The sequence below is a fragment of the Paracoccus sp. FO-3 genome, assembly GCF_006386455.1.
GTDB classification, from domain to species: Bacteria; Pseudomonadota; Alphaproteobacteria; order Rhodobacterales; family Rhodobacteraceae; genus Paracoccus; species Paracoccus versutus.
The window spans coordinates 13,140-32,162 of the sequence record NZ_VCBQ01000002.1; the positions used below are offsets into that span (position 1 = coordinate 13,140).

Sequence of the window (19,023 nt, forward strand, 5' to 3'; positions counted from 1 at the left end):
CGGCGGCGGACCGCCGGGGAAAAGCGGCTCAGCAGCGCGGCGAGATGCCGGCTTCCTTGGCATAGGCCTCGCTGTCCTCGAGGATCAGCGGGTCCAGCACTTCCTGGTCCGGCTCGGTGAAATCGGTGATCAGGCTCCACTTGCCGGCCGAGGCATCCCATTGCTGCAGGCGCGCCATGCCGCTGCCGCCATGGTTGTCGCAGGTCATCTTGATCTCGGGGCCGAAGTCCGGCAGGCCCAACTCGGCCAGCCGTTCAGGCGTGATGTCCAGCGCCTCGAACCCGTCGCGCAGCTGCGTAGCGTTGATCTGCGCCGTGCCGGCCAGCTCCTGCGCCTTCGCGATCGCCTCGGCGATCACCACCGCCGCATACATGCCGCGCGAATACAGCACCGAGCCGACATATTGCCCGCCCTGCGAGGCCTTGCCCGGATCGATGACATGTTTCTTCATGTCCTCGTAGATCGGATAGTCCATGCCCACGCCGTGGAAGGTCAGCGCCTTGTAGCCGTTGGCGCCGGCGCCCACCGGCTTCACGTCCACTTCCGAGCCCGACCAGTAGGTGCCGATGAAATTCTCCATCGGGAAGCGGATGTTGGCGGCTTCCTGGATGGCGGTCTGGTTCATCACGCCCCAGCCCCACATCAGCACGTAGTCGGGCTTGTCGCGGCGGATCTGCAGCCACTGGCTTTTCTGTTCCTGGCCGGGCGGGTCGACCGGCAGTTCGGTCAGGGTGAAGCCGTGCTTCTTGGACAGTTCCTGCAAGGTGCGGATCGGCTCCTTGCCATAGGCCGAGTTGTGATAGACCAGCGCGATCTTCTTGCCGTTCAGGTCGCCGCCGTTCTGGTCCAGCAGATACTTGATGGCGACGCTGGCACCGTCCCAATAGTTCGCCGGCGCGTTGAACACCCATTCGAAGACCTTGCCGTTCTTGGCCGAGGTCCGGCCGTAGCCGGGGGTATAAAGCGGGATCTTGTCGGCCGAGACCTTGGGGATCAGCTGATAGGTGATGCCGGTGGACAGCGGGTTGTAGACCAGCGCGCCCGAGCCCTTGGTCGCCTCGTAGCACTCGACGCCCTTCTCGGTGTTATAGGCGGTCTCGCATTCCGGGGTCTGGATCTTCTCGCCGCCGATGCCGCCGTCGCGCTCGTTGAGCAGCGTGAAGTAATCGTTGAACCCATCGGCATATTGCGTGCCGTTCGCACCATAAGGCCCGGTGCGATAGCTGAGGTTGGGCACCACCAGGTCGGCCATGGCCGGCGCCGCCGCCATGACGGCGCCCAGTGCGACAGTTGCAAGCTTCAGTTTCATCTTGGTCTCCTCCCCAAGGTTTTGATTGTGCCGGTTGTCCGGTCGTTAATGCGGGAACGGCCAGAGCCGCAGTTTTTCCTTCGTCAGCGCCCAGAGCCGCGCCAGCCCATGCGGCTCGACGATCAGGAAGAACACGATCAGCGCGCCGACGATCATCAGCTCGATGTGGGCGGCCAGGTCGGTGGGCCACCCGAACTGCGCCACCAGCACATTCTTCAGCAGCACCGGCAGCAGCACCAGGAAGGCGGCGCCGGCAAAGCTGCCGAAGATGCTGCCAAGCCCGCCGATGATGATCATGAACAGCACCAGGAAGCTCTTGTTGATGCCGAAGGCCTCGCTGGCCTCGGCCGCACCCAGGTAGACCGAGAACAGCAGCGCCCCCGCGATGCCGACGAAGAAGCTGGAGACGGCGAAGGCCGACAGCTTGGCGGTCAGCGGGTTCACCCCGATGATCTCGGCCGCGATGTCCATGTCGCGGATCGCCATCCACTTGCGCCCCACGCTGCCGCGGGTCAGGTTGCGCGCGACCCAGGCCAGCACGACGGCAAAGACGAGGCAGATCAGGTATTTCGCCGAGGCCGTGGTGGCGGGCCCGGTCACCGCCCAACCCAGGATGGTGCGCTCGGGCGCGTTGATCTGGCCCGAGGCGGAATAGTTGTAGAACCACGGCACCTTGTTGAAGAGCCAGACCAGGAAGAACTGCGCGGCCAGCGTCGCCACGGCCAGGTAGAAGCCCTTGATGCGCAGGCTGGGCAGGCCGAAAAGCACGCCGACGACGGCGGTGATCGCCCCCGCCAGGACGATATGGACGACGATCGGCACGCCCGGAAAGCTCGTCATCAGCTTGTAGACCGCATAGGCGCCCACCGCCATGAAACCGCCGGTGCCCAGGCTGACCTGGCCGGCATAGCCGGTCAGGATGTTCAGCCCGATGGCGGCGATGGCATAGATCAGGAAGGGCACCAGAACCGCATTGGCCCAGTAGCTGTCGATGACGAAGGGCACGACCAGGAAGGCCACCGCCAGGATCGCGTAATAGCCCCAGCGATCCAGCCGGATCGGAAAGGTCTGGCCATCGTCGCGATAGCTCGTCTTGAAATCACCCGCCTCGCGGTAAAACATCCGTTCCTCCCAGCGTCACGCCTTGCCCGTGGGGGCTTCGCGCCCCCACACCCCCGCGGGATATTTCTCCACGGAAGAACGCAAGATTCCGCGCTTCTTTCGTGTCCAAATATCCCCGCCGGAGGCATAGAATCTTTTCATCCTCAGACCCGCTCGATAATGCGCTCGCCGAACAGCCCCTGCGGCCGGAAGACGAGGAAGATCAGCGCCAGCACATAGGCGAACCAGTTCTCGGTCGCCCCGCCAACCATGGAGCCGACGAAATATTCGAACAGCTTCTCGCCCATGCCGATGATCAGCCCGCCGACGATGGCGCCGGGGATCGAGGTGAAGCCCCCAAGCATCAGTACCGGCAGCTCCTTGAGCGCGATCAGCGAGAGCGAGAACTGCACCCCCGATTTCGTGCCCCACATGATGCCCGCGACCAGCGCCACGAACCCGGCGATCGACCAGACCATGATCCAGATGAACTGCAGGCTGATGCCCACCGACAGCGCCGCCTGATGGTCGTCGGCCACGGCGCGCATCGCCCTGCCCTGCTTGGTATATTGCGAGAACCCGACCAGGGCCGCGACCAGCGCCGCCGCGATCACCGCCGCCCAGATGTCCAGCCGGTCGATGAAGAAGCCGTAGCCAAGCCAGTCGTTCGTCATCGTCTCGACCGTCTCGGAAATGCCTTGCGGCAGGCCCACGTCCAGCACCTTCACGTCGGCGCCCCACATCACGTCGCCAAGCCCTTCCAGGAACCAGGCAAGGCCGATGGTGGCCATGAACAGGATGATCGGTTCCTGCCCGACCAGGTGCTTGAGCACCAGCTTTTCGATGGCGATGGCCAGGCCCACCATGATCAGCGCGGTAAGCAGGATGGCGAACAGTCCCGGCACCGTCCAGCCGAAGCTCGACACATGCACGCCGAAGGCCGCGTTGATCAGATGGGCGAAGGGCACGCGGCCCTCCATGATGCCGACCAGCGTCATGGCGGCGAAGAGCGCCATCACCCCCTGGGCATAGTTGAAGACGCCCGAGGCCTTGTAGATCAGCACGAAGCCCAGCGCGACCAGCGAATACATCACCCCGGCCATCAGGCCGTTCGCCAGGACTTCGCTTGCGTAGAGAAATTCCATCGCCGCCCCCTTACTCGTGCGCCACGCCAAGATAGGCGCTGATGACCTCGGGATTGCTGCGCACCTCGTCGGGGGTGCCGTCGCCGATCTTGCGGCCGTAATCCATCACCACCACCCGGTCCGACAGGTCCATGACCACGCCCATGTCATGTTCGATCAGCGCGATGGTGGTGCCGAATTCGTCGTTCACGTCCAGGATGAAGCGGCACATGTCCTCCTTCTCCTCGACGTTCATGCCGGCCATCGGCTCGTCCAGCAGCAGGATCCGCGGCTCGGCCGCCAGCGCGCGGGCCAGTTCGACGCGTTTCTTCAAGCCGTAAGGCAGCCGGCCGACCGGCGTCTTGCGGATGTTCTGGATTTCCAGGAAGTCGATGATCTTCTCGACCTGCTCGCGGTTCTCGACCTCTTCGCGCTCGGCGCGGCCCCACCACAGCGCCTGGCTCCAGATCGGCGCCTTCATCATGTTCAGCCGCCCGGTCATGATGTTGTCCAGCACCGACATGCCGTCGAACAGCGCGATGTTCTGGAAGGTGCGGGCCAGCCCCAGCCGCGCCACCTCATAGGGTTTCATCGGCGGGCGACGCTTGCCCTCGAACCAGATCTCGCCCTCTTGCGGGACATAGAAGCCCGAGATCACGTTCAGCATCGAGGATTTCCCGGCGCCGTTCGGGCCGATGATGGCGCGGATCTCGCCCTCGCGGATGTCGAAGCTGATGTCCTTGATCGCCGTCACGCCGCCGAAGCGCAGGGTGATGTTGCGAAGATCCATCAGCACCCCGCCGATCTGGCGGCCGTCGGCGGTGGTATAGCCTTCTTGCATGGTCATTCCGCGGCCACCTTCTGCATGGTCTGGGTCGGGAAGGTCCGGGCGTCCTCGATCTTCAGCGTGGCGCGGATCTCGCCCTTGCGACCGTCCTCGTAGGTCACCTCGGTGCGGGTGCTGACCGTGTCGCGGCCGTCATAGAGCGCCTCGATCAGGTCGGCATATTTCTCGGCGATGATGTTGCGGCGCACCTTGCGGGTGCGCGTCATCTCGCCGTCGTCGGGGTCGAGTTCCTTGTGCAGCACCAGGAAGCGGCTGATCTGGCAGCCCGAGAGCATCGGGTCGGCGGCGACGGATTCGTTCACCGCCTCGACATGCTGCTTGATCGTCGCATAGACCTGCGGATGGCCGGCCAGTTCCTGGTAGCTGGCATAGGCGATGTTGTTGCGCTCGGCCCAGTTGCCGACCGCCGTCAGGTCGATGTTGATGAAGGCCGTGCACATGTCGCGGCCGGCGCCGAAGACCACCGCCTCCAGGATGTTCGGATAGAACTTCAGCTTGTTCTCGACATATTTCGGCGCGAACATCCGGCCATCGGCCATGCGGCCCACATCCTTGGCGCGGTCGATGATGCGCAGGTGCCCGCTCGCCTCCTCGAAGAAGCCGGCGTCGCCGGTCGCCACCCAGCCCTCGGCATCCTTGGTCGAGGCGGTGCTGTCGGGATTGTTGTAATATTCGACGAAGGTGCCGGGCGAGCGATAGAAGACCTCGCCGCTTTCGGCGATCTTCAGCTCGACGCCGGGCGAGGGCACGCCGACCGTGTCCGAGCGCACCTGCCCGTCCGGCTGCTGGGTGATGAAGACGCTGGCCTCGGTCTGGCCGTAGAGCTGTTTCAGGTTGATGCCCAGCGAACGGTAGAAATCGAAGATCTCGGGCCCGATCGCCTCGCCCGCGGTATAGCCGACGCGGATGCGGGAATAGCCCAGCGTGTTCTTCAGCGGCCCATAGACCAGCAGGTTGCCCAGGCCGTAGCGCAGCCGGTCCAGCGCGCCGACCGGCTTGCCGTCCAGAAGCGCCGGGCCGACGCGGCGGGCGATCTCCATGTAATGCCGGAACAGCCAGCGCTTGAAGCGGCCGGCATCCTCCATGCGGATCATCACCGAGGTCAGCTGGCCTTCGAAGACGCGGGGCGGGGCGAAGAAATAGGTCGGCCCGATCTCGCGCAGGTCGGTCATCATCGTATGCGCGCCCTCGGGGCAGTTCACGGTGAAGCCGGCCCAATAGGCCTGCCCGACCGAAAAGATGAAGTCGCCGACCCAGGCCATGGGCAGATAGGCCAGCACTTCCTCGCGCGCGGTCAGGTGGTCGAAGGAGGCGGTGTTCTTGCCGGTCTCGATGATGTTGCGATTGGACAGCACCACGCCCTTGGGCTTGCCGGTGGTGCCCGAGGTATACAGCATCACGCAGGTATCGTCATAGCCCAGTTCGGCGATGCGCGCGTCCAGTTCGTGCCCCAGCCGCTGCTGGGCGGCGCGGCCCTCGGCCTGGACATCGGCCAGCGCGTTCATGCGGGAATGGTCGTATTTCCGCATCCCGCGCTTGTCGGTATAGACCACATGCTCGACCGAAGGGGCACGGGCGCCGACCTCCAGCACCTTGTCCACCTGTTCCTGGTCGCCGCAGACGACGAAGCGGGCGCCGCAATGGTCCAGCACATAGGCCATCTCCTCGGCCACCGCGTCCTGATACAGCGGCACCGGCACCGCGCCGCACATCTGCGCCGCGACCATGGCCCAGTAATGCGCCGGGCGGTTGCGGCCGATGATGGCGACGTGATCGCCGCGGTTCAGGCCCAGCACCAGGAAGCCCAGCGCCAGGGCGCGAATCTCGTCCGCGGCCTCGGCCCAGGTCCAGCTTTGCCAGATCCCGAATTCCTTTTCCCGATAGGCGGGCCGGTTGCCGAAGCGTTCGGCATTGCGCGCCAGCAACGCTGGAATCGACTGCAAACCGGCCTGGGCCGCCTCAGCGTTCTGCATGGTTCCTCCCCTTGCCGTCAGGGCTCCTCTTCCCTCTGGCAATCTCAGCTTACTGCGGCAATCCTTGCGTCAGTTTTTCCTGAATCCTACGAATTGTTACAGGGACCGCGCAATGCCAGGAATGGTCACGCCCACGAACGACCGGCACGCCGAACTGACCCGCTCGGGGCTGAACCTGATCCAGCAGGCGATCTCGATCTTCGACGCCGACCTGCGGCTGGCGGTCTGCAACCGCCCCTATCAGGCGATGTTCGGCCTGCCGGACGAGCTGACCCGCACCGGCGCCACCTTCCAGGATACGATCCGCTACCTGGTCCATCGCGGCGAATACGGCCCCCAGGACGACCCCGAGGCCGCGATTCGCGAGCGCGTCGACCAGGCCCGCACCTTCCAGCCGCATTACATGGAACGAAAGCGCGCCGACGGCCGCTGGATCTCGGTCGAGGGGGCGCCGCTCAGCCAGGGCGGCTGGATCGCGGTCTATACCGACATCACCCATATCAAGCGGCAGGAAGCGCTGCTGCGCGCCCGGTCCGAGGAACTCTCGGAGCTGGTGCTGGAGAATGCCGAGCGGCTGTCGGCCGCGAACCGCGCCCTGGCCGCGACCAATGCCGCGCTGGAGGAGGCCAAGCGCATCCTGACCGAATCCGAGGCCCGCACCCGCCATGTCACCGCCATGGTCCCGGCCCATATCGCGCATATGGACCGCGACTATCGCTATACCTTCTCGAACAACCAGATCTCGATGGTGTTTCCAGGCGCGAATCGCTCGATCATCGGCTGCCAATGCGAAACCGTGCTGGGCGCCGAGACCTTCGCCCGCATCCGCCCGCACCTGGACCGCGCCATCGCCGGCCAGCCGCAGGTGTTCGAGATCACGCACCCGCCCTCGGGTCGGCGCATCCGCATCGCGCTGACCCCCGACCAGAACGGGCGCGGCGTCTATATCCTGTCCACCGACGTCACCGCCGAGGTGCAGGCGCGCGAGGCGCTGACCCATGCCGCCAAGCGCGCGGTGGCGGCGCAGATGACCTCGGGGCTGGCGCATGACTTCGGCAACCTGCTGACCATCATCCTGGGCCTGCAGGGCCGGCTGGCCCGCGCCGGACTGCCGCCCGAACAGGCCGAGGACGTGCAGGCCACGCTGGCCGCCGCCCGGCGCGGGGTGCGGCTGCTCGACGGCATCTCGGCGCTGACCGGCCGGCGCGAGCACCAGCCGCAGCCGGTCGGGCTGCGCGCCATGCTGGACGACCTGGCGGCGATGACCCGGCCGACGCTGGGCGCGGGCGTCACGCTGGACACCCGCATCGGCGATCTGCCGGCGCGGGTGATGCTGGACCCCGGCGTGCTTCAGGACGTGCTGCTCAACCTGATCCTGAACGCGCGCGACGCCATGCGGGGCCGCGGGCGCATCGGCGTCACCGTCCGGCCCGCCGGCCGCTGGCTGGAGATCGCGGTCGCCGATACCGGCCCCGGCTTTTCCGACGAGGCGCTGGCGCGCGCGACCGAGCCCTTCTTCACCACCAAGGGCAGCCAGGGCACCGGCCTTGGCCTGTCGATGGTCTATGACCAGATCAAGCTGGCGGGCGGCACCCTGCGGCTGGGCAATGCCGAGGGCGGCGGCGCGCAGGTGACCATCCGCCTGCCGCTGCGCGCCGCCCGCCCGCAACTGGTGCTGCTGGTCGAGGATGACGACGCCATCCGCGCCCATATCCGCGAGATGCTGACCGCCCAGGGCCATTCGGTGATCGAGGCCGGCTCGCTGGCCGAGGCGCGCGGGTTGACCGACCTGGCCGGGCTGACCATGATCCTCTCCGACCTGCAACTGGGCGACGGTTCGGGGGCGGATCTGCGGGGCCGCGGCCTGCCGCTGGTGCTGATGACGGCGCTGCCGCCGGGCGATCCGCGCAGATCGGGGCTTGACTGCCCGGTCCTGACCAAGCCCTTTGGCGACACCGAACTGGCCGTGGCCATGGCAGAGACAGATGACTGACGCCCCCCTGATCGCCATTCTCGACGACGAGCCCGAAATCCGCCGCCTGCTATCCGCGGCGCTGGAAGACGCGGGCTTTCGCACCCAGGGCTTCGCCCGCGCCACCGAGTTCGAGGCGGCGCTGCGCCGCATCCAGCCCGATGCCTGCCTGATCGACCTGGGCCTGCCCGACCGCGACGGGCTGGCGCTGGTCCACCGGCTGGCCAGCGAATCCGGCGCGGCGATCATCATCATCTCGGGCCGGGCGCAGGTGCAGGACCGCGTGACCGGGCTGGAGCTTGGCGCCGACGACTACATCATCAAGCCCTTCGAGCCGGCCGAGGTCGTGGCCCGCATCCGCGCCCGGCTGCGCAAGCCCCAGCGCGAGACCGGCCCCGGCCGCCAGCAGGTCCGCTTTGCCGGCTGGTCGGCCGATTTCGACCGCTACACGCTCACCTCGCCCGAAGGCGCCGAGACCCCGATCAGCCATGCCGAGGCCGAGGTCTTGCGCCTGTTCCTGGACAATCCGCGCCGGCTGATCTCGCGCGCGCAGATGCTGGAAACGCTGGGCGGCACGGCGGGGGAAAGCTTCGACCGGGCGATGGACGTGCGCATCTCGCGCCTGCGCACCAAGCTGGGCGAGGATCCCAAGAACCCGCGCCTGATCAAGACGATCTACGGCGCGGGCTATATCTTTCTGGCCGAACTGGGCTAGATTGCCCCCGATCTGCCGGAGAACGCCCATGCCCACCGTCTATGTCCTGAACGGCCCGAACCTGAACCTTCTGGGCCAGCGCCAGCCCGAGATCTATGGCAGCACCACGCTGTCCGACGTGGAACGCGACTGCCGGGCGCTGGGGGCCGAGCTTGGTCTGGAGATCGCCTTCCACCAGTCGAACCACGAGGGCGCGATCATCGACCTGATCCACGAGGCGCGGCGATCGGCCCAGGCCATCGTCATCAACCCGGCGGCCTTCACCCACACCTCGGTCGCGATCCTGGATGCGCTGAACACCTTCGACGGTCCGGTGATCGAGGTGCATATCTCGAACGTCCACAAGCGCGAGAGCTTCCGGCACCATTCCTATGTCAGCCTGCGCGCCGAGGGCGTGATCGCCGGCCTGGGCATCCACGGCTACCTGCTGGCGCTGCGCCACGTGGCGAAGCTGGTGGGATAGGTGGGCTGGGGCGGTGGTTTGAGCCCGAAGCGGACGGCCGAACCGTAGCCGCACTACCTAGACGCACGTTCAACCTCCTGGAATTCAAAGCGTTGTTTGCGACTCACGAGGAAAACGCAGCAATCTGTATCGTGAACCCATTCAGAACATTTGAGGCGTGAATATGTATCACCCGCTGACCCGGAAGCACTTGTACAGCGCAACGAGGGTTTCTGTGTATTTTGACGAATACGGTAACGAGAAGTCTGCTTCCGGTACGGCATTTTTCCTAAGGACAAGCGCCGGAAAGTTGTATCTTGTATCAAACAGGCATGTCTTCGATGCAAGCTACAGTGACCCCCGCAAGAAAAATTGGGCTTTGAGAAAGGTAGTCGCTGCGGGATATTGTGACGGAAATCTGCTGCCGTTTGATTTTTCCTTTAGCCCACCACAGATTCTGTTTCCAAAAAATGAGAAGGAAGATGTTGCCGTGGTTGATCTGAGCAATGTCAGAATTGACGGAGCGTTGCCAGGCAGCGTGGTACCGATTGAGGAAAGCTACTTAGCGGCAGACGCCGACTTTTCCGAGGTAGATATCTCCGACATTGTGGCTTTCCCAGTGTATCATGGAGCGTCTAATCAGCCGGTAATGCGAACCGGGTGGGTGGCAAGTGATCCATCGCAGAATTTTATCGGGCATGGTCTCAGCGGCGACGCAAGGCGCATTGCAATTGAGGGATTCTCATGGGGCGGCTATTCTGGCTCACCTGTTTTTACTTTAGATAGAGGACTTCAGTCTGGCGCCGGCATTACTTACGGCGGCGGATTTCGAGGAAGTAAAATGATTGGCGTGAATGCTGGCCACATAAAGGTTGCGGATGGGTCGGGCGCACATGCTGGACTATCGTATCTTATTAAAAGCAGTGTTTTAATTGAGTTGCTTTCTTAAATGCCAACGTGAGGTCTTTGCTGATAGATTTCTCCTGCTCATGCAGGCTGCGAATGACCGCTCCGGTCCCGCAAAGCGGACTAGCCGCCCCCTCAAAACACCCCGCGCCGCGCCAGATCCTCGCCCAGCGCCTCGGCGCTGGTAAAGCGGATCGCGTCGATGCCCAGCGCGCGGGCGCCCTCGACATTGGCCGGGCTGTCGTCGATGAAGATGCAGTCCTCGGGGCGCAGCCCGTTACGGTCCATCAGCAGCCGAAAGATCGCGGGCTCGGGCTTCAGCGCGCCGACCTGGCCTGAGACCAGGATGTCGGCGAACAGCCCGCCCAGCCGGGAATGCAGTTCCAGCGCATGGGGCCAGGTCTCGGCCGACCAGTTGGTCAGCGCATAAAGCGGCACCCCGCGGGCCAGCAGCGCCTCGGCAATCGCCCAGCTGCCCGGCACGGTCTTTTCGATGGTGACGGGGAAAGCCGCCAGATAGCCGGCCAGGTGGCGCGCCTCGTCGCCATGGGCGGCGCGGGCGGCGGCAAGCCCCTCGGCAAAGCTGCGCCCGCCGTCCTGCATCCGGTTCCAGCCGGGAAAGTCGATGCGGGCCATCCAGGCCTCGGCCTCGGCCCGGCTGGTGAACACATCCGCAAAGGCCAGCGCCGGATCCCAGTCGATCAGCACCCCGCCCAGGTCGAAGATCACGCTTTTCATCGCATCCTTCCGCATTTCGCCGCGCCCAGATCGGCCGGAAATCCCGGCGCTGTAAAGCCCGAAAACCGCGCCGCGCGCCCCGCCATGCTGCCGGCAAGGCCGACGGATCCGCGACAGCGAGGGGCCGGCCGCGCGCGGCCCTTGCAATACGGGGCGCCGGAGCCTAGTGTCGCGCGGAAGACTCATACACTTGGGGAGCCCCGCACGGGGCTGAGAGGTGCCGGGCACCGACCCATCGAACCTGATCCGGGTCATGCCGGCGTAGGGAAGGGTAGAGTGACGCGGCCCGCAATCCCAGGCCGCCACCCATCCGCCCAGCGTCCGCGTGCCCGGCCGAAACGAAAGGCGGGCCATGTCGGGATTGCAGCCCCATCCCATCGCGCTGACCATCGCCGGCTCGGACAGCGGCGGCGGCGCCGGAATCCAGGCCGATCTGAAAAGCTTTTCGGCGCTGGGCGTCTATGGCGCCTCGGTCATCACCGCGATCACCGCGCAGAACACCCGCACCGTCGCCGCGGTCGAACCCGTCAGCCCCGCCATGATCGCCGCCCAGATCGACGCGGTCTTCGGCGACCTGGACGTGCGCGCGGTCAAGATCGGCATGGTCGGCGGCGTGGATGCGATCACGGTCGTCGCCGGCCGGCTGACGGCGCTGCTGGCGGACAACCCGGTCCCGGTGGTGCTGGACCCGGTGATGGTGGCGAAATCCGGCGACGCGCTTTTGCCGGACGAGGCCGTCTCGGCGCTGCGCGAGCAGCTGATCCCGCTGGCGACCGTGCTGACCCCCAACCTGCCCGAGGCCGCGCGCCTGCTGGACCTTGCCGCCGCCGCGACCCCCGAGGAAATGCGCCAGCAGGGCGAGGCGCTGCGCGCTCTGGGCGCCGCCAACGTGCTGATGAAGGGCGGCCACGCAACCGAGGACAGCTGCACCGACCTGCTGATCGGTCCCGAGCCGCTGGTCCTGACCGCGCCGCGGCAGCAGACGCCCAACACCCATGGCACCGGCTGTTCGCTTTCCTCGGCCATCGCGGCCGGGCTGGCGCAGGGCATGACGGTGGCGCAGGCCGTGACCCGCGCCCATGGCTGGCTGCAGGCCGCCATCGCCCGCGCCGACGAATTGTCGGTCGGGCTGGGCCATGGCCCGGTGCATCATTTCCACGCGCTCTGGGGGCAGGCATGAACCAGATCACCATCCTTGGCGCCGGGGTGATGGGGCTTTGCATCGCCACCGAACTGGCCCAGCGCGGCACCCTGCCGCGCATCATCGACCCGGCCGGCAAGCCCGGATCGCAAGCCTGCAGCTGGCGCGCGGGCGGGATGCTCGCCCCTTATTGCGAGGCCGAAAGCGCCGAGCCGGTGGTGCTGCGCCTGGGCGTCGAGGCCGCCGACTGGTGGCAGGCGAACGGGGCCGAGGTCATCCGCCGCGGCACGCTGGTGCTGGCGCCCTCGCGCGACCGGGCGGAACTCGACCGTTTCGCCCGGCTGACCGAGGCGCATCAGCCGGTGAACGGCGACGAAATCGCGGCGCTGGAGCCGGAACTGTCCGGCCGCTTCCCGCGCGGGCTGCATTTCGCGACCGAGGCGCACCTGAACCCGCGCGCCGCCCTGCTGGCGCTGCGCGACCGGCTGGAGGAACGCGGCATCCAGATCGAGACCGAGGGGACGCCCACCGGCCTTGTGGTGGACGCGCGCGGCTTGGCGGCCAAGGACGAACTGGCCGACCTGCGCGGCGTGCGCGGCGAGATGCTGGTGATCCGCTGCCCGGAAGTGACCCTGACCCGCACCATCCGCCTGCTGCATCCGCGCATCCCGCTGTACCTCGTGCCGCGCGGCGATGGCGTCTACATGATCGGCGCCACCATGCTGGAGACCGGCGGCAAGTATCGCGTCACCGCCCGTTCGGCGGTCGAGATGCTGTCGGCCGCCTATGCCCTGCATCCCGGCTTTGCCGAGGCCGAGATCCTGGAGCTTGGCTCGGATGCGCGCCCGGCCTTCCCGGACAACCTGCCCCGCCTGCGCCGGCGCGGCGGCACGCTTTACGCAAACGGCCTTTACCGCCACGGCTATCTTCTGGCCCCCGCCGTGGCCCGCATGGCCGCCGATTACCTTCTCGAGGGCCGGAAACCGGAGTTCATGGATGAAGATCACCCTTAACGGAGAGGCGCGCGACCTGAACGGCCCGTCCGTGCAGGACGCGCTGGCCGAGATCGGACTGGGCGCGGCCAAGGTGGCGACGGCGCTGAACGGCGCCTTCCTGCCCGCCGCCGCGCGGGCGGAAACCACGCTGAAGGATGGCGACGCGCTGGAAGTCGTGGCGCCGATGCAGGGGGGCTGAGATGCCGGACTTTTACGGAACCGCGGTCGAAAGCCCGCTGATGCTGGGGACGGCGCAATACCCCTCGCCCGCGATCATGGCGCAGGCGTTCCGCGCATCCCGCGCCGGCATCGCCACCGTCAGCCTGCGGCGCGAAGGCGGCGCCGGCCAGGATTTCCACAACCTCATCAAGGATCTGGGCATCCCGGTCCTGCCCAATACCGCCGGCTGCCATTCGGTGCGCGAGGCGGTGACGACCGCGCAGATGGCGCGCGAACTGTTCGAGACGCCCTGGATCAAGCTGGAGGTGATCCGCGACGACGACACGCTCTGCCCCGACGTGATCGCCCTGGTCGAGGCGGCGCGCATCCTGTCCGACGACGGCTTCCAGGTCTTTCCCTATTGCACAGAGGATCTGTCGGTCTGCGGCCGGCTGCTGGACGCGGGCTGCCAGGTGCTGATGCCCTGGGGCGCGCCCATCGGCTCGGGCCGGGGGCTGAACAACCCTTACGGCTTGCGCAGCCTGCGGGCGCATTTCCCGGACGTGCCGCTGGTGGTCGATGCCGGCATCGGCCTGCCCAGCCACGCCGCCCAGGCGATGGAGCTGGGCTATGACGCCGTGCTGCTGAACACCGCCGTCGCCAAGGCCGGCGATCCGGTGGCCATGGCCAGCGCCATGGCGCTGGCGATCGAGGCGGGCCAGCTGGCCCATGCCGCCGGCGCGATCGAGGCGCGGGACATGGCCGCGCCCTCGACCCCGCTCTTCGGAATGGCGGTGCTGGGATGAAACTGCCGCGCTTCTATCCGATCTTCGACAACAGCGACTGGCTGCGCCGCGCCCTGCCCTTGGGCGTGAAGCTGGTGCAGATCCGCATCAAGGACCAGCCGCCCGCCCGGCTGCTGGGCGAACTGGCGCTGTGCCAGGAGCTTTGCCGCGAACATGGCGCCACGCTGGTCGTCAACGACCACTGGCAGGCCGCCATCGACCTGGGCTGCGACTTCATCCACCTGGGGCAAGAGGATCTGGACACGGCCGACATTCCCGCGATCCGCAAGGCGGGGCTGCGGCTGGGCCTTTCGACCCACGACCATGCCGAGCTGGACCGGGCGCTGGCGCTCAGGCCCGATTACGTCGCGCTGGGTCCGGTCTGGCCGACGATCCTGAAGAAGATGAAATGGGAACAGCAGGGGCTGGACCGGGTCCGCGAATGGCGCCGGCTGGTCGGCGCGACGCCCCTGGTCGCCATCGGCGGCGTGACCCCGGACCGCGCGCTCGAGGCTTTCGCCGCTGGCGCCGACGTGGCCTCGGCCGTGACCGACATTACGCTGAACCCCGACCCCGAGGGCCGCATCCGCGAATGGCTGCGGGTGACGGCATGAACCGCTATGCCCGCCAGATGGTCCTGCCCGAGGTCGGCGCCCAGGGGCAGGACCGCATCGGTGCCGCCCATGCGCTGGTGGTCGGCGCGGGCGCGCTTGGCGTGCCGGTGCTGCAATACCTGGCAGGCAGCGGCATCGGCCGCATCACCCTGATCGACCCCGACACGGTCGAGGAATCGAACCTGCACCGCCAGCCGCTTTACCGCATGGCGGATCTGGGCCAGCCCAAGGTCCGCGCCGCGGCGCAGGCCCTGGCCGGGCTGAACCCCTCGGTCCGGGTCGAGACGCTGGAGGAGCGCCTGACCCCGCTGAACGCCCCCGCGCTGGTCGCGGCGGCGGATGTGGTGCTGGACTGCGCCGACAGCTATGCCGCTAGCTACACGCTGTCCGACGCCTGCCTGGCGGCGGGCAAGCCGCTGATCTCGGCCTCGGCGCTGGGGCTTGCGGGCTATGTCGGCGGCTTCTGCCGGGGCGCGCCCAGCCTGCGCGCGCTGTTCCCCGACCCGCCCGACAGCGGCCAGACCTGCGCCACCGCCGGCGTGCTGGGCCCGGTGGTGGGCATGCTCGGCTGCATCCAGGCGCAGATGGCGCTGCGGCTGCTTCTGGGCCTGGCCCCCTCGCCCCTGGGCGAGTTTATCCGCTTCGACAATGGCCGCTTCACCCAGTTCCGCTTCGACGCCGCGCCCGAGGCGACTGGCCCGCGCTTCATCGCCCGCGAGGAAATCCGCCCGGCCGACCTGGTCATCGACCTGCGCCCCGAGGACGAGGCCCCGCGCAAGGCCACCCCGGACGCGCTGCGCCTGCCCGATTACGGCGCGACCGGCCCCCTGCCCGACCCCGGCGGCCGCGTGGTGCTGGCCTGCCGTTCCGGCCTGCGCTCCTGGCGCGCCGCCGACGCCCTTGCCCGCCGCTGGAGCGGCGAGATCACCCTTCTGGCCCTTGGAGACGACGACCGATGAAACATTTCACCCTTGCCGCCGCCCTCGCGATCCTGGCCCAGCCGGCGCTGGCCCAGGACAAGGTCACGCTGATCCTGGACTGGTTCGTGAACCCCGACCACGGCCCGATCATCGTCGCCCAGGAAAAGGGCTTCTTCGCCGAGGAAGGGCTGGAGGTCGAGGTCGTCGCCCCCGCCGATCCCTCGGACCCGCCCAAGCTGGTCGCCGCCGGCAAGGCCGATTACGCCATCAGCTACCAGCCGCAACTGCACCTGCAAGTGCATGAGGGCCTGCCGCTGAAGCGCGTGGGCACCCTGGTCGCCACGCCCTTGAACTGCCTGATGGTCAAGGCCGACGGCCCGGTGCAAGAGATCGCCGACCTCAAGGGCAAGAAGATCGGCTATTCCGTCTCGGGCGTCGAGGAGGCGCTGGTCGGCCAGATCCTCGGGACCGCCGGGCTGACCATGGACGACATCGAGATGGTGAACGTGAACTGGTCGCTTTCGCCGGCGCTGATCGCCGGCCAGGTCGATGCCACCATCGGCGCCTATCGCAATTTCGAGCTGACGCAGATGCGGCTGGAAGGCGCCGAGGGCAAATGCTTCTTCGTCGAGGAACAGGGCGTGCCGACCTATGACGAGCTGATCTTCGTCGCCAACCCGGCCAACCTGGACCTGGACCGCACCCGCCGTCTGCTGCACGCGGTCGAGCGCGGCGCGCAATACATGATCAACCACCCCGACGAGGCCTGGGAGCTGTTCTCGGCCACCGCCCCCGACCTTCGCGACGAGCTGAACGCCGAGGCGTGGAAGGACACGCTGCCGCGCTTCTCGCAATCGCCGGCGGCGCTGGACCAGGGCCGCTATGCGCGGTTCGAGGCCTTCCTCTACGAGGCCGGGCTGGTGGACGGCGTGCTGCCGGTCTCGGACTTGGCGCTGGACGTGGGGGCGGCAGAATGAACCGCTACGGAGACGCCTTCGCCGCCTGGCGCGCCGACGCGCAGCCGGAATGGGACGCCTATACCCGCCACGCCTTCGTCGAGGGGCTGCGCGACGGCACGCTGCCGCAATCCTGCTTCCTGACCTACCTGGTGCAGGACTACCTGTTCCTGAAGAACTTCTCGCGCGCCTGGGCGCTGGCGGTGGTCAAGGCCGGCGACCTCGACGAGATGCGGGCCTGTTCGGCCACGGTTCACACCCTGCTCGATCACGAAATGGGCCTGCATGTCCAGACCTGCGCCCGCGCCGGCATGGGCCCCGAGGTGCTGGCCAATGCGCAAGAGGCGGTGACCAACATCGCCTATACCCGCTATGTGCTCGAGGCGGGCTATTCGGGCGATTTCCTCGACCTGCTGGCGGCGCTGATGCCCTGCGTGCTGGGCTATGGCGAAATCGGGCTGCGGCTCCAGGCCGAGGCGGCGCCCGACACCCCCTATCGCGAATGGATCGACACCTATGCCGGCGCCGAATATCAGGCCGCCTGCATCTCGGCCGGCGAATTGCTGGACAGCGCCATCCGCAAGCGACTGGGCGCGGCGCCCCAGGAAAGCCCGCGCTGGACGGCGCTGTCGCAGCGCTTTGCCACCGCCACCCGGCTCGAGGTCGCCTTCTGGGAGCTTGGCCGCGCATGACCGCCGCGGCCTCGGTCCGCGGCCGCGCCTGGGTCGGCGAGGCGCCGCTGTTCGCGCCGGTGGAGCTGGTGCTGGAACTCGGTGGCTGGACCTGCCTGCTCGGCCCCTCGGGCGTCGGCAAATCGACCATCCTGCGCCTGATCGCCGGGCTGGAAACCGGCGCGCGCTTCGAGGGCGAGGTGGTGCGCAACTGCCCGGTCGCCCTGATGGCGCAGGATCCCGGCCTGATCCCCTGGCTCGACGTGACCGGCAATGTCACCCTGGGCGCCCGGTTGCGCGGCAGCCTGGGGGCTTCTTTCGTGTCCAAATATCCTGGGGGACGCCGGAGCGGCCCCATCGAGGGGCCGCTCCGGCGGGGGGCAAAGCCCCCGGCCGCCCCCGCAGCCCGCGCGGCCCATCTGATCGAGGCCGTGGGCCTGGCAGACCGCGCCCATCACCTGCCCGCCAACCTGTCCGGCGGCCAGCGCCAGCGCACCGCCCTGGCCCGCACGCTTTTCGAGGACCGGCCGCTGGTGCTGCTCGACGAGCCCTTCTCGGCGCTCGACGCGCGCACGCGGGCGCAGATGCAGGATCTGGCAGCGCGCCTGCTCGACGACCGCACGGTGCTTCTGGTCACGCATGACCCGGCCGAGGCGGCACGGCTGGGCGACCGCATCCTGCTGTTGCGGGAAACGGGGCTGACCGAATGGCCCCGGCCCGACACGCGCCCGAAAGGCGCCGCCCGCCCCTATGACGCGCCCGAGGTGCTGGCCCTGCAGGCCGAGCTGATGCGGGGGATGATGGCATGAGAACCGTCGCGGCCCTGGTCGTCACCATCCTGGCCCTCTGGCAGGGGGTCATCTGGCTCGCCGGCATGCCGCCCTTCCTGCTGCCCTCGCCCTTGGCCGTGGCCGACGCGCTGTGGATCAACCAGGCCGAGATCGCCCGCCATGCCGGCTTCACCCTGGCCGAGGTGGTGCTGGGCTTCACCCTCGGCTCGGCCCTGGGCGCGGCGCTGGCGGTGGCGATGGGGTTTTCGCAGAAACTGACCGGCGTGCTGCGGCCGATCCTGACCTTCAGCCAGACCATCCCGGTCTTTGCCCTGGCGCCGATCCTGACCTTGTGGCTGGGCTTCGGCATGGCGCCCAAGATCGCCATGACCGTGCTGATCGTGTTCTTCCCGGTCGCCAGCGCCTTCCTGGACGGGCTGATGCGCACGCCGCAGGCGGCGCTGGACCTGGCGCAGGTGATGGGCGCCGGCCGCACCCGCATCATGCGCCACCTGCGCATCCCCGCCGCGCTGCCGAGCCTCGCCACCGGGCTGCGGCTGGCGGCGGTCTATGCGCCCATCGGCGCGGTGATCGGCGAATGGGTGGGCGGGGCCCGCGGCCTTGGCGCGCTGATGATCCATGCCAACGGCCGGATGAAGACCGCCCTGGTCTTTGCCGCCCTGCTGGTGCTGTCGGTGATGACGGTGATCTTCGCCCGGCTCGTCGCCATCGCGCTGCACCGGCTGCTGCGCCGCTACGGCGTCTAGCAGGTTGCTGAAAAAGTCCTTGCGACAGGACAGCGTGGGCGGGGAACCGGGAAATCCGCTTCAAATTTGCCGAAAATACCCCATTTTCGGGCCGATATTAGCTGGATCCAGAACGATT

The 19,023-nt window shown here is 67.5% G+C and carries 20 protein-coding genes and 1 riboswitch; of the genes, 14 read left to right on the forward strand and 6 right to left on the reverse strand.

All coding sequences use genetic code 11. The features are described 5' to 3' along the window. Window positions 1–28 precede the first annotated feature (28 nt). The 5 genes from FE811_RS00655 to FE811_RS00675 all read right to left on the reverse strand — a co-directional run bounded on the left by FE811_RS00655 (window position 29) and on the right by FE811_RS00675 (window position 6,354). Window positions 29–1,309 carry an ABC transporter substrate-binding protein gene (locus FE811_RS00655; RefSeq protein ID WP_036753572.1) on the reverse strand — a complete coding sequence of 427 codons (1,281 nt, stop codon included), beginning with the start codon at window positions 1,307–1,309 and terminating at the stop codon, window positions 29–31. 45 nt (window positions 1,310–1,354) lie between these two features. Beyond that, window positions 1,355–2,431 carry a branched-chain amino acid ABC transporter permease gene (locus tag FE811_RS00660; protein ID WP_036753573.1) on the reverse strand — a complete coding sequence of 359 codons (1,077 nt, stop codon included), beginning with the start codon at window positions 2,429–2,431 and terminating at the stop codon, window positions 1,355–1,357. Between the two features lie 143 nt (window positions 2,432–2,574). Next, on the reverse strand, window positions 2,575–3,555 hold the full coding sequence (locus FE811_RS00665; RefSeq protein WP_140846473.1) for a branched-chain amino acid ABC transporter permease: 981 nt from the start codon (window positions 3,553–3,555) through the stop codon (window positions 2,575–2,577). A 10-nt stretch (window positions 3,556–3,565) separates the two neighbouring features. Then, entirely contained in the window at window positions 3,566–4,375 is an 810-nt protein-coding gene (locus FE811_RS00670) for an ABC transporter ATP-binding protein (RefSeq protein WP_175562346.1), read from the reverse strand. A gap of 2 nt (window positions 4,376–4,377) precedes the next feature. Beyond that, window positions 4,378–6,354: a long-chain fatty acid--CoA ligase gene (locus tag FE811_RS00675; RefSeq protein ID WP_072462196.1), complete on the reverse strand. Its 1,977-nt coding sequence runs from the start codon at window positions 6,352–6,354 to the stop codon at window positions 4,378–4,380. A gap of 121 nt (window positions 6,355–6,475) precedes the next feature. Here FE811_RS00675 and FE811_RS00680 point away from each other — a divergent pair, with 121 nt between their 5' ends. The 4 genes from FE811_RS00680 to FE811_RS00695 all read left to right on the forward strand — a co-directional run bounded on the left by FE811_RS00680 (window position 6,476) and on the right by FE811_RS00695 (window position 10,432). Next, entirely contained in the window at window positions 6,476–8,347 is a 1,872-nt protein-coding gene (locus tag FE811_RS00680) for a PAS-domain containing protein (protein WP_114536086.1), read from the forward strand. Beyond that, a complete protein-coding gene (locus FE811_RS00685) occupies window positions 8,340–9,041 on the forward strand; it encodes a response regulator transcription factor (protein ID WP_116223260.1) in 702 nt (233 codons plus the stop codon). The genes FE811_RS00680 and FE811_RS00685 overlap by 8 nt, the downstream gene beginning before the upstream one ends. Before the next feature lie 28 nt (window positions 9,042–9,069). Then, window positions 9,070–9,504, forward strand: a complete 435-nt coding sequence (aroQ, locus tag FE811_RS00690) for a type II 3-dehydroquinate dehydratase (RefSeq protein WP_116223259.1) — start codon at window positions 9,070–9,072, stop codon at window positions 9,502–9,504. Between the two features lie 214 nt (window positions 9,505–9,718). Next, window positions 9,719–10,432 carry a hypothetical protein gene (locus tag FE811_RS00695; RefSeq protein ID WP_140846475.1) on the forward strand — a complete coding sequence of 238 codons (714 nt, stop codon included), beginning with the start codon at window positions 9,719–9,721 and terminating at the stop codon, window positions 10,430–10,432. A 92-nt stretch (window positions 10,433–10,524) separates the two neighbouring features. On the opposite strand, the gene FE811_RS00700 is transcribed toward FE811_RS00695, so the two are convergent. Beyond that, window positions 10,525–11,127: an HAD family phosphatase gene (locus tag FE811_RS00700; RefSeq protein ID WP_116223302.1), complete on the reverse strand. Its 603-nt coding sequence runs from the start codon at window positions 11,125–11,127 to the stop codon at window positions 10,525–10,527. A gap of 181 nt (window positions 11,128–11,308) precedes the next feature. Beyond that, window positions 11,309–11,412: riboswitch (TPP riboswitch) on the forward strand. A 67-nt stretch (window positions 11,413–11,479) separates the two neighbouring features. Here FE811_RS00700 and thiD point away from each other — a divergent pair. Genes thiD through FE811_RS00750 form a run of 10 tightly spaced genes read left to right on the forward strand, consistent with a single transcriptional unit; the run spans window position 11,480 to window position 18,905 of the window. Next, complete coding sequence (gene thiD, locus FE811_RS00705) at window positions 11,480–12,307, forward strand: bifunctional hydroxymethylpyrimidine kinase/phosphomethylpyrimidine kinase (protein WP_116223301.1); 828 nt, start codon at window positions 11,480–11,482, stop codon at window positions 12,305–12,307. Further along, window positions 12,304–13,281 (forward strand): FAD-dependent oxidoreductase, encoded by a 978-nt coding sequence (locus FE811_RS00710; protein ID WP_116223258.1) that lies wholly within the window; start codon window positions 12,304–12,306, stop codon window positions 13,279–13,281. The genes thiD and FE811_RS00710 overlap by 4 nt, the downstream gene beginning before the upstream one ends. Next, the gene (gene thiS / locus FE811_RS00715; RefSeq protein WP_036753591.1) at window positions 13,265–13,462 is read left to right on the forward strand and encodes a sulfur carrier protein ThiS; all 198 of its coding nucleotides are present in this window, start codon (window positions 13,265–13,267) and stop codon (window positions 13,460–13,462) included. Before FE811_RS00710 ends, thiS begins: the two co-directional genes overlap by 17 nt. Before the next feature lies 1 nt (window position 13,463). Further along, on the forward strand, window positions 13,464–14,228 hold the full coding sequence (locus FE811_RS00720) for a thiazole synthase (RefSeq protein WP_116223257.1): 765 nt from the start codon (window positions 13,464–13,466) through the stop codon (window positions 14,226–14,228). Next, a complete protein-coding gene (locus FE811_RS00725; protein WP_114536084.1) occupies window positions 14,225–14,821 on the forward strand; it encodes a thiamine phosphate synthase in 597 nt (198 codons plus the stop codon). The genes FE811_RS00720 and FE811_RS00725 overlap by 4 nt, the downstream gene beginning before the upstream one ends. After that, window positions 14,818–15,780: a HesA/MoeB/ThiF family protein gene (locus tag FE811_RS00730; protein WP_181180796.1), complete on the forward strand. Its 963-nt coding sequence runs from the start codon at window positions 14,818–14,820 to the stop codon at window positions 15,778–15,780. Before FE811_RS00725 ends, FE811_RS00730 begins: the two co-directional genes overlap by 4 nt. Further along, window positions 15,777–16,718, forward strand: a complete 942-nt coding sequence (locus FE811_RS00735; protein WP_116223255.1) for an ABC transporter substrate-binding protein — start codon at window positions 15,777–15,779, stop codon at window positions 16,716–16,718. Before FE811_RS00730 ends, FE811_RS00735 begins: the two co-directional genes overlap by 4 nt. Next, complete coding sequence (tenA, locus tag FE811_RS00740; protein WP_036753605.1) at window positions 16,715–17,389, forward strand: thiaminase II; 675 nt, start codon at window positions 16,715–16,717, stop codon at window positions 17,387–17,389. Before FE811_RS00735 ends, tenA begins: the two co-directional genes overlap by 4 nt. Then, window positions 17,386–18,177 (forward strand): ABC transporter ATP-binding protein, encoded by a 792-nt coding sequence (locus FE811_RS00745; protein WP_116223254.1) that lies wholly within the window; start codon window positions 17,386–17,388, stop codon window positions 18,175–18,177. The genes tenA and FE811_RS00745 overlap by 4 nt, the downstream gene beginning before the upstream one ends. Next, complete coding sequence (locus FE811_RS00750; RefSeq protein ID WP_116223253.1) at window positions 18,174–18,905, forward strand: ABC transporter permease; 732 nt, start codon at window positions 18,174–18,176, stop codon at window positions 18,903–18,905. Before FE811_RS00745 ends, FE811_RS00750 begins: the two co-directional genes overlap by 4 nt. Window positions 18,906–19,023: the final 118 nt, after the last annotated feature.

Excerpts from the sequence above, each read along its gene's own strand:
- FE811_RS00655 (WP_036753572.1), bottom strand. The coding sequence starts at position 1,309 with ATGAAACTGAAGCTTGCAACTGTCGCACTGGGCGCCGTCATGGCGGCG.
- FE811_RS00660 (WP_036753573.1), bottom strand. The coding sequence starts at position 2,431 with ATGTTTTACCGCGAGGCGGGTGATTTCAAGACGAGCTATCGCGACGAT.
- FE811_RS00665 (WP_140846473.1), bottom strand. The coding sequence starts at position 3,555 with ATGGAATTTCTCTACGCAAGCGAAGTCCTGGCGAACGGCCTGATGGCC.
- FE811_RS00670 (WP_175562346.1), bottom strand. The coding sequence starts at position 4,375 with ATGCAAGAAGGCTATACCACCGCCGACGGCCGCCAGATCGGCGGGGTG.
- FE811_RS00675 (WP_072462196.1), bottom strand. The coding sequence starts at position 6,354 with ATGCAGAACGCTGAGGCGGCCCAGGCCGGTTTGCAGTCGATTCCAGCG.
- FE811_RS00680 (WP_114536086.1), top strand. The coding sequence starts at position 6,476 with ATGGTCACGCCCACGAACGACCGGCACGCCGAACTGACCCGCTCGGGG.
- FE811_RS00685 (WP_116223260.1), top strand. The coding sequence starts at position 8,340 with ATGACTGACGCCCCCCTGATCGCCATTCTCGACGACGAGCCCGAAATC.
- aroQ (WP_116223259.1), top strand. The coding sequence starts at position 9,070 with ATGCCCACCGTCTATGTCCTGAACGGCCCGAACCTGAACCTTCTGGGC.
- FE811_RS00700 (WP_116223302.1), bottom strand. The coding sequence starts at position 11,127 with ATGAAAAGCGTGATCTTCGACCTGGGCGGGGTGCTGATCGACTGGGAT.
- thiD (WP_116223301.1), top strand. The coding sequence starts at position 11,480 with ATGTCGGGATTGCAGCCCCATCCCATCGCGCTGACCATCGCCGGCTCG.
- FE811_RS00710 (WP_116223258.1), top strand. The coding sequence starts at position 12,304 with ATGAACCAGATCACCATCCTTGGCGCCGGGGTGATGGGGCTTTGCATC.
- thiS (WP_036753591.1), top strand. The coding sequence starts at position 13,265 with ATGAAGATCACCCTTAACGGAGAGGCGCGCGACCTGAACGGCCCGTCC.
- FE811_RS00720 (WP_116223257.1), top strand. The coding sequence starts at position 13,464 with ATGCCGGACTTTTACGGAACCGCGGTCGAAAGCCCGCTGATGCTGGGG.
- FE811_RS00725 (WP_114536084.1), top strand. The coding sequence starts at position 14,225 with ATGAAACTGCCGCGCTTCTATCCGATCTTCGACAACAGCGACTGGCTG.
- FE811_RS00730 (WP_181180796.1), top strand. The coding sequence starts at position 14,818 with ATGAACCGCTATGCCCGCCAGATGGTCCTGCCCGAGGTCGGCGCCCAG.
- FE811_RS00735 (WP_116223255.1), top strand. The coding sequence starts at position 15,777 with ATGAAACATTTCACCCTTGCCGCCGCCCTCGCGATCCTGGCCCAGCCG.
- tenA (WP_036753605.1), top strand. The coding sequence starts at position 16,715 with ATGAACCGCTACGGAGACGCCTTCGCCGCCTGGCGCGCCGACGCGCAG.
- FE811_RS00745 (WP_116223254.1), top strand. The coding sequence starts at position 17,386 with ATGACCGCCGCGGCCTCGGTCCGCGGCCGCGCCTGGGTCGGCGAGGCG.
- FE811_RS00750 (WP_116223253.1), top strand. The coding sequence starts at position 18,174 with ATGAGAACCGTCGCGGCCCTGGTCGTCACCATCCTGGCCCTCTGGCAG.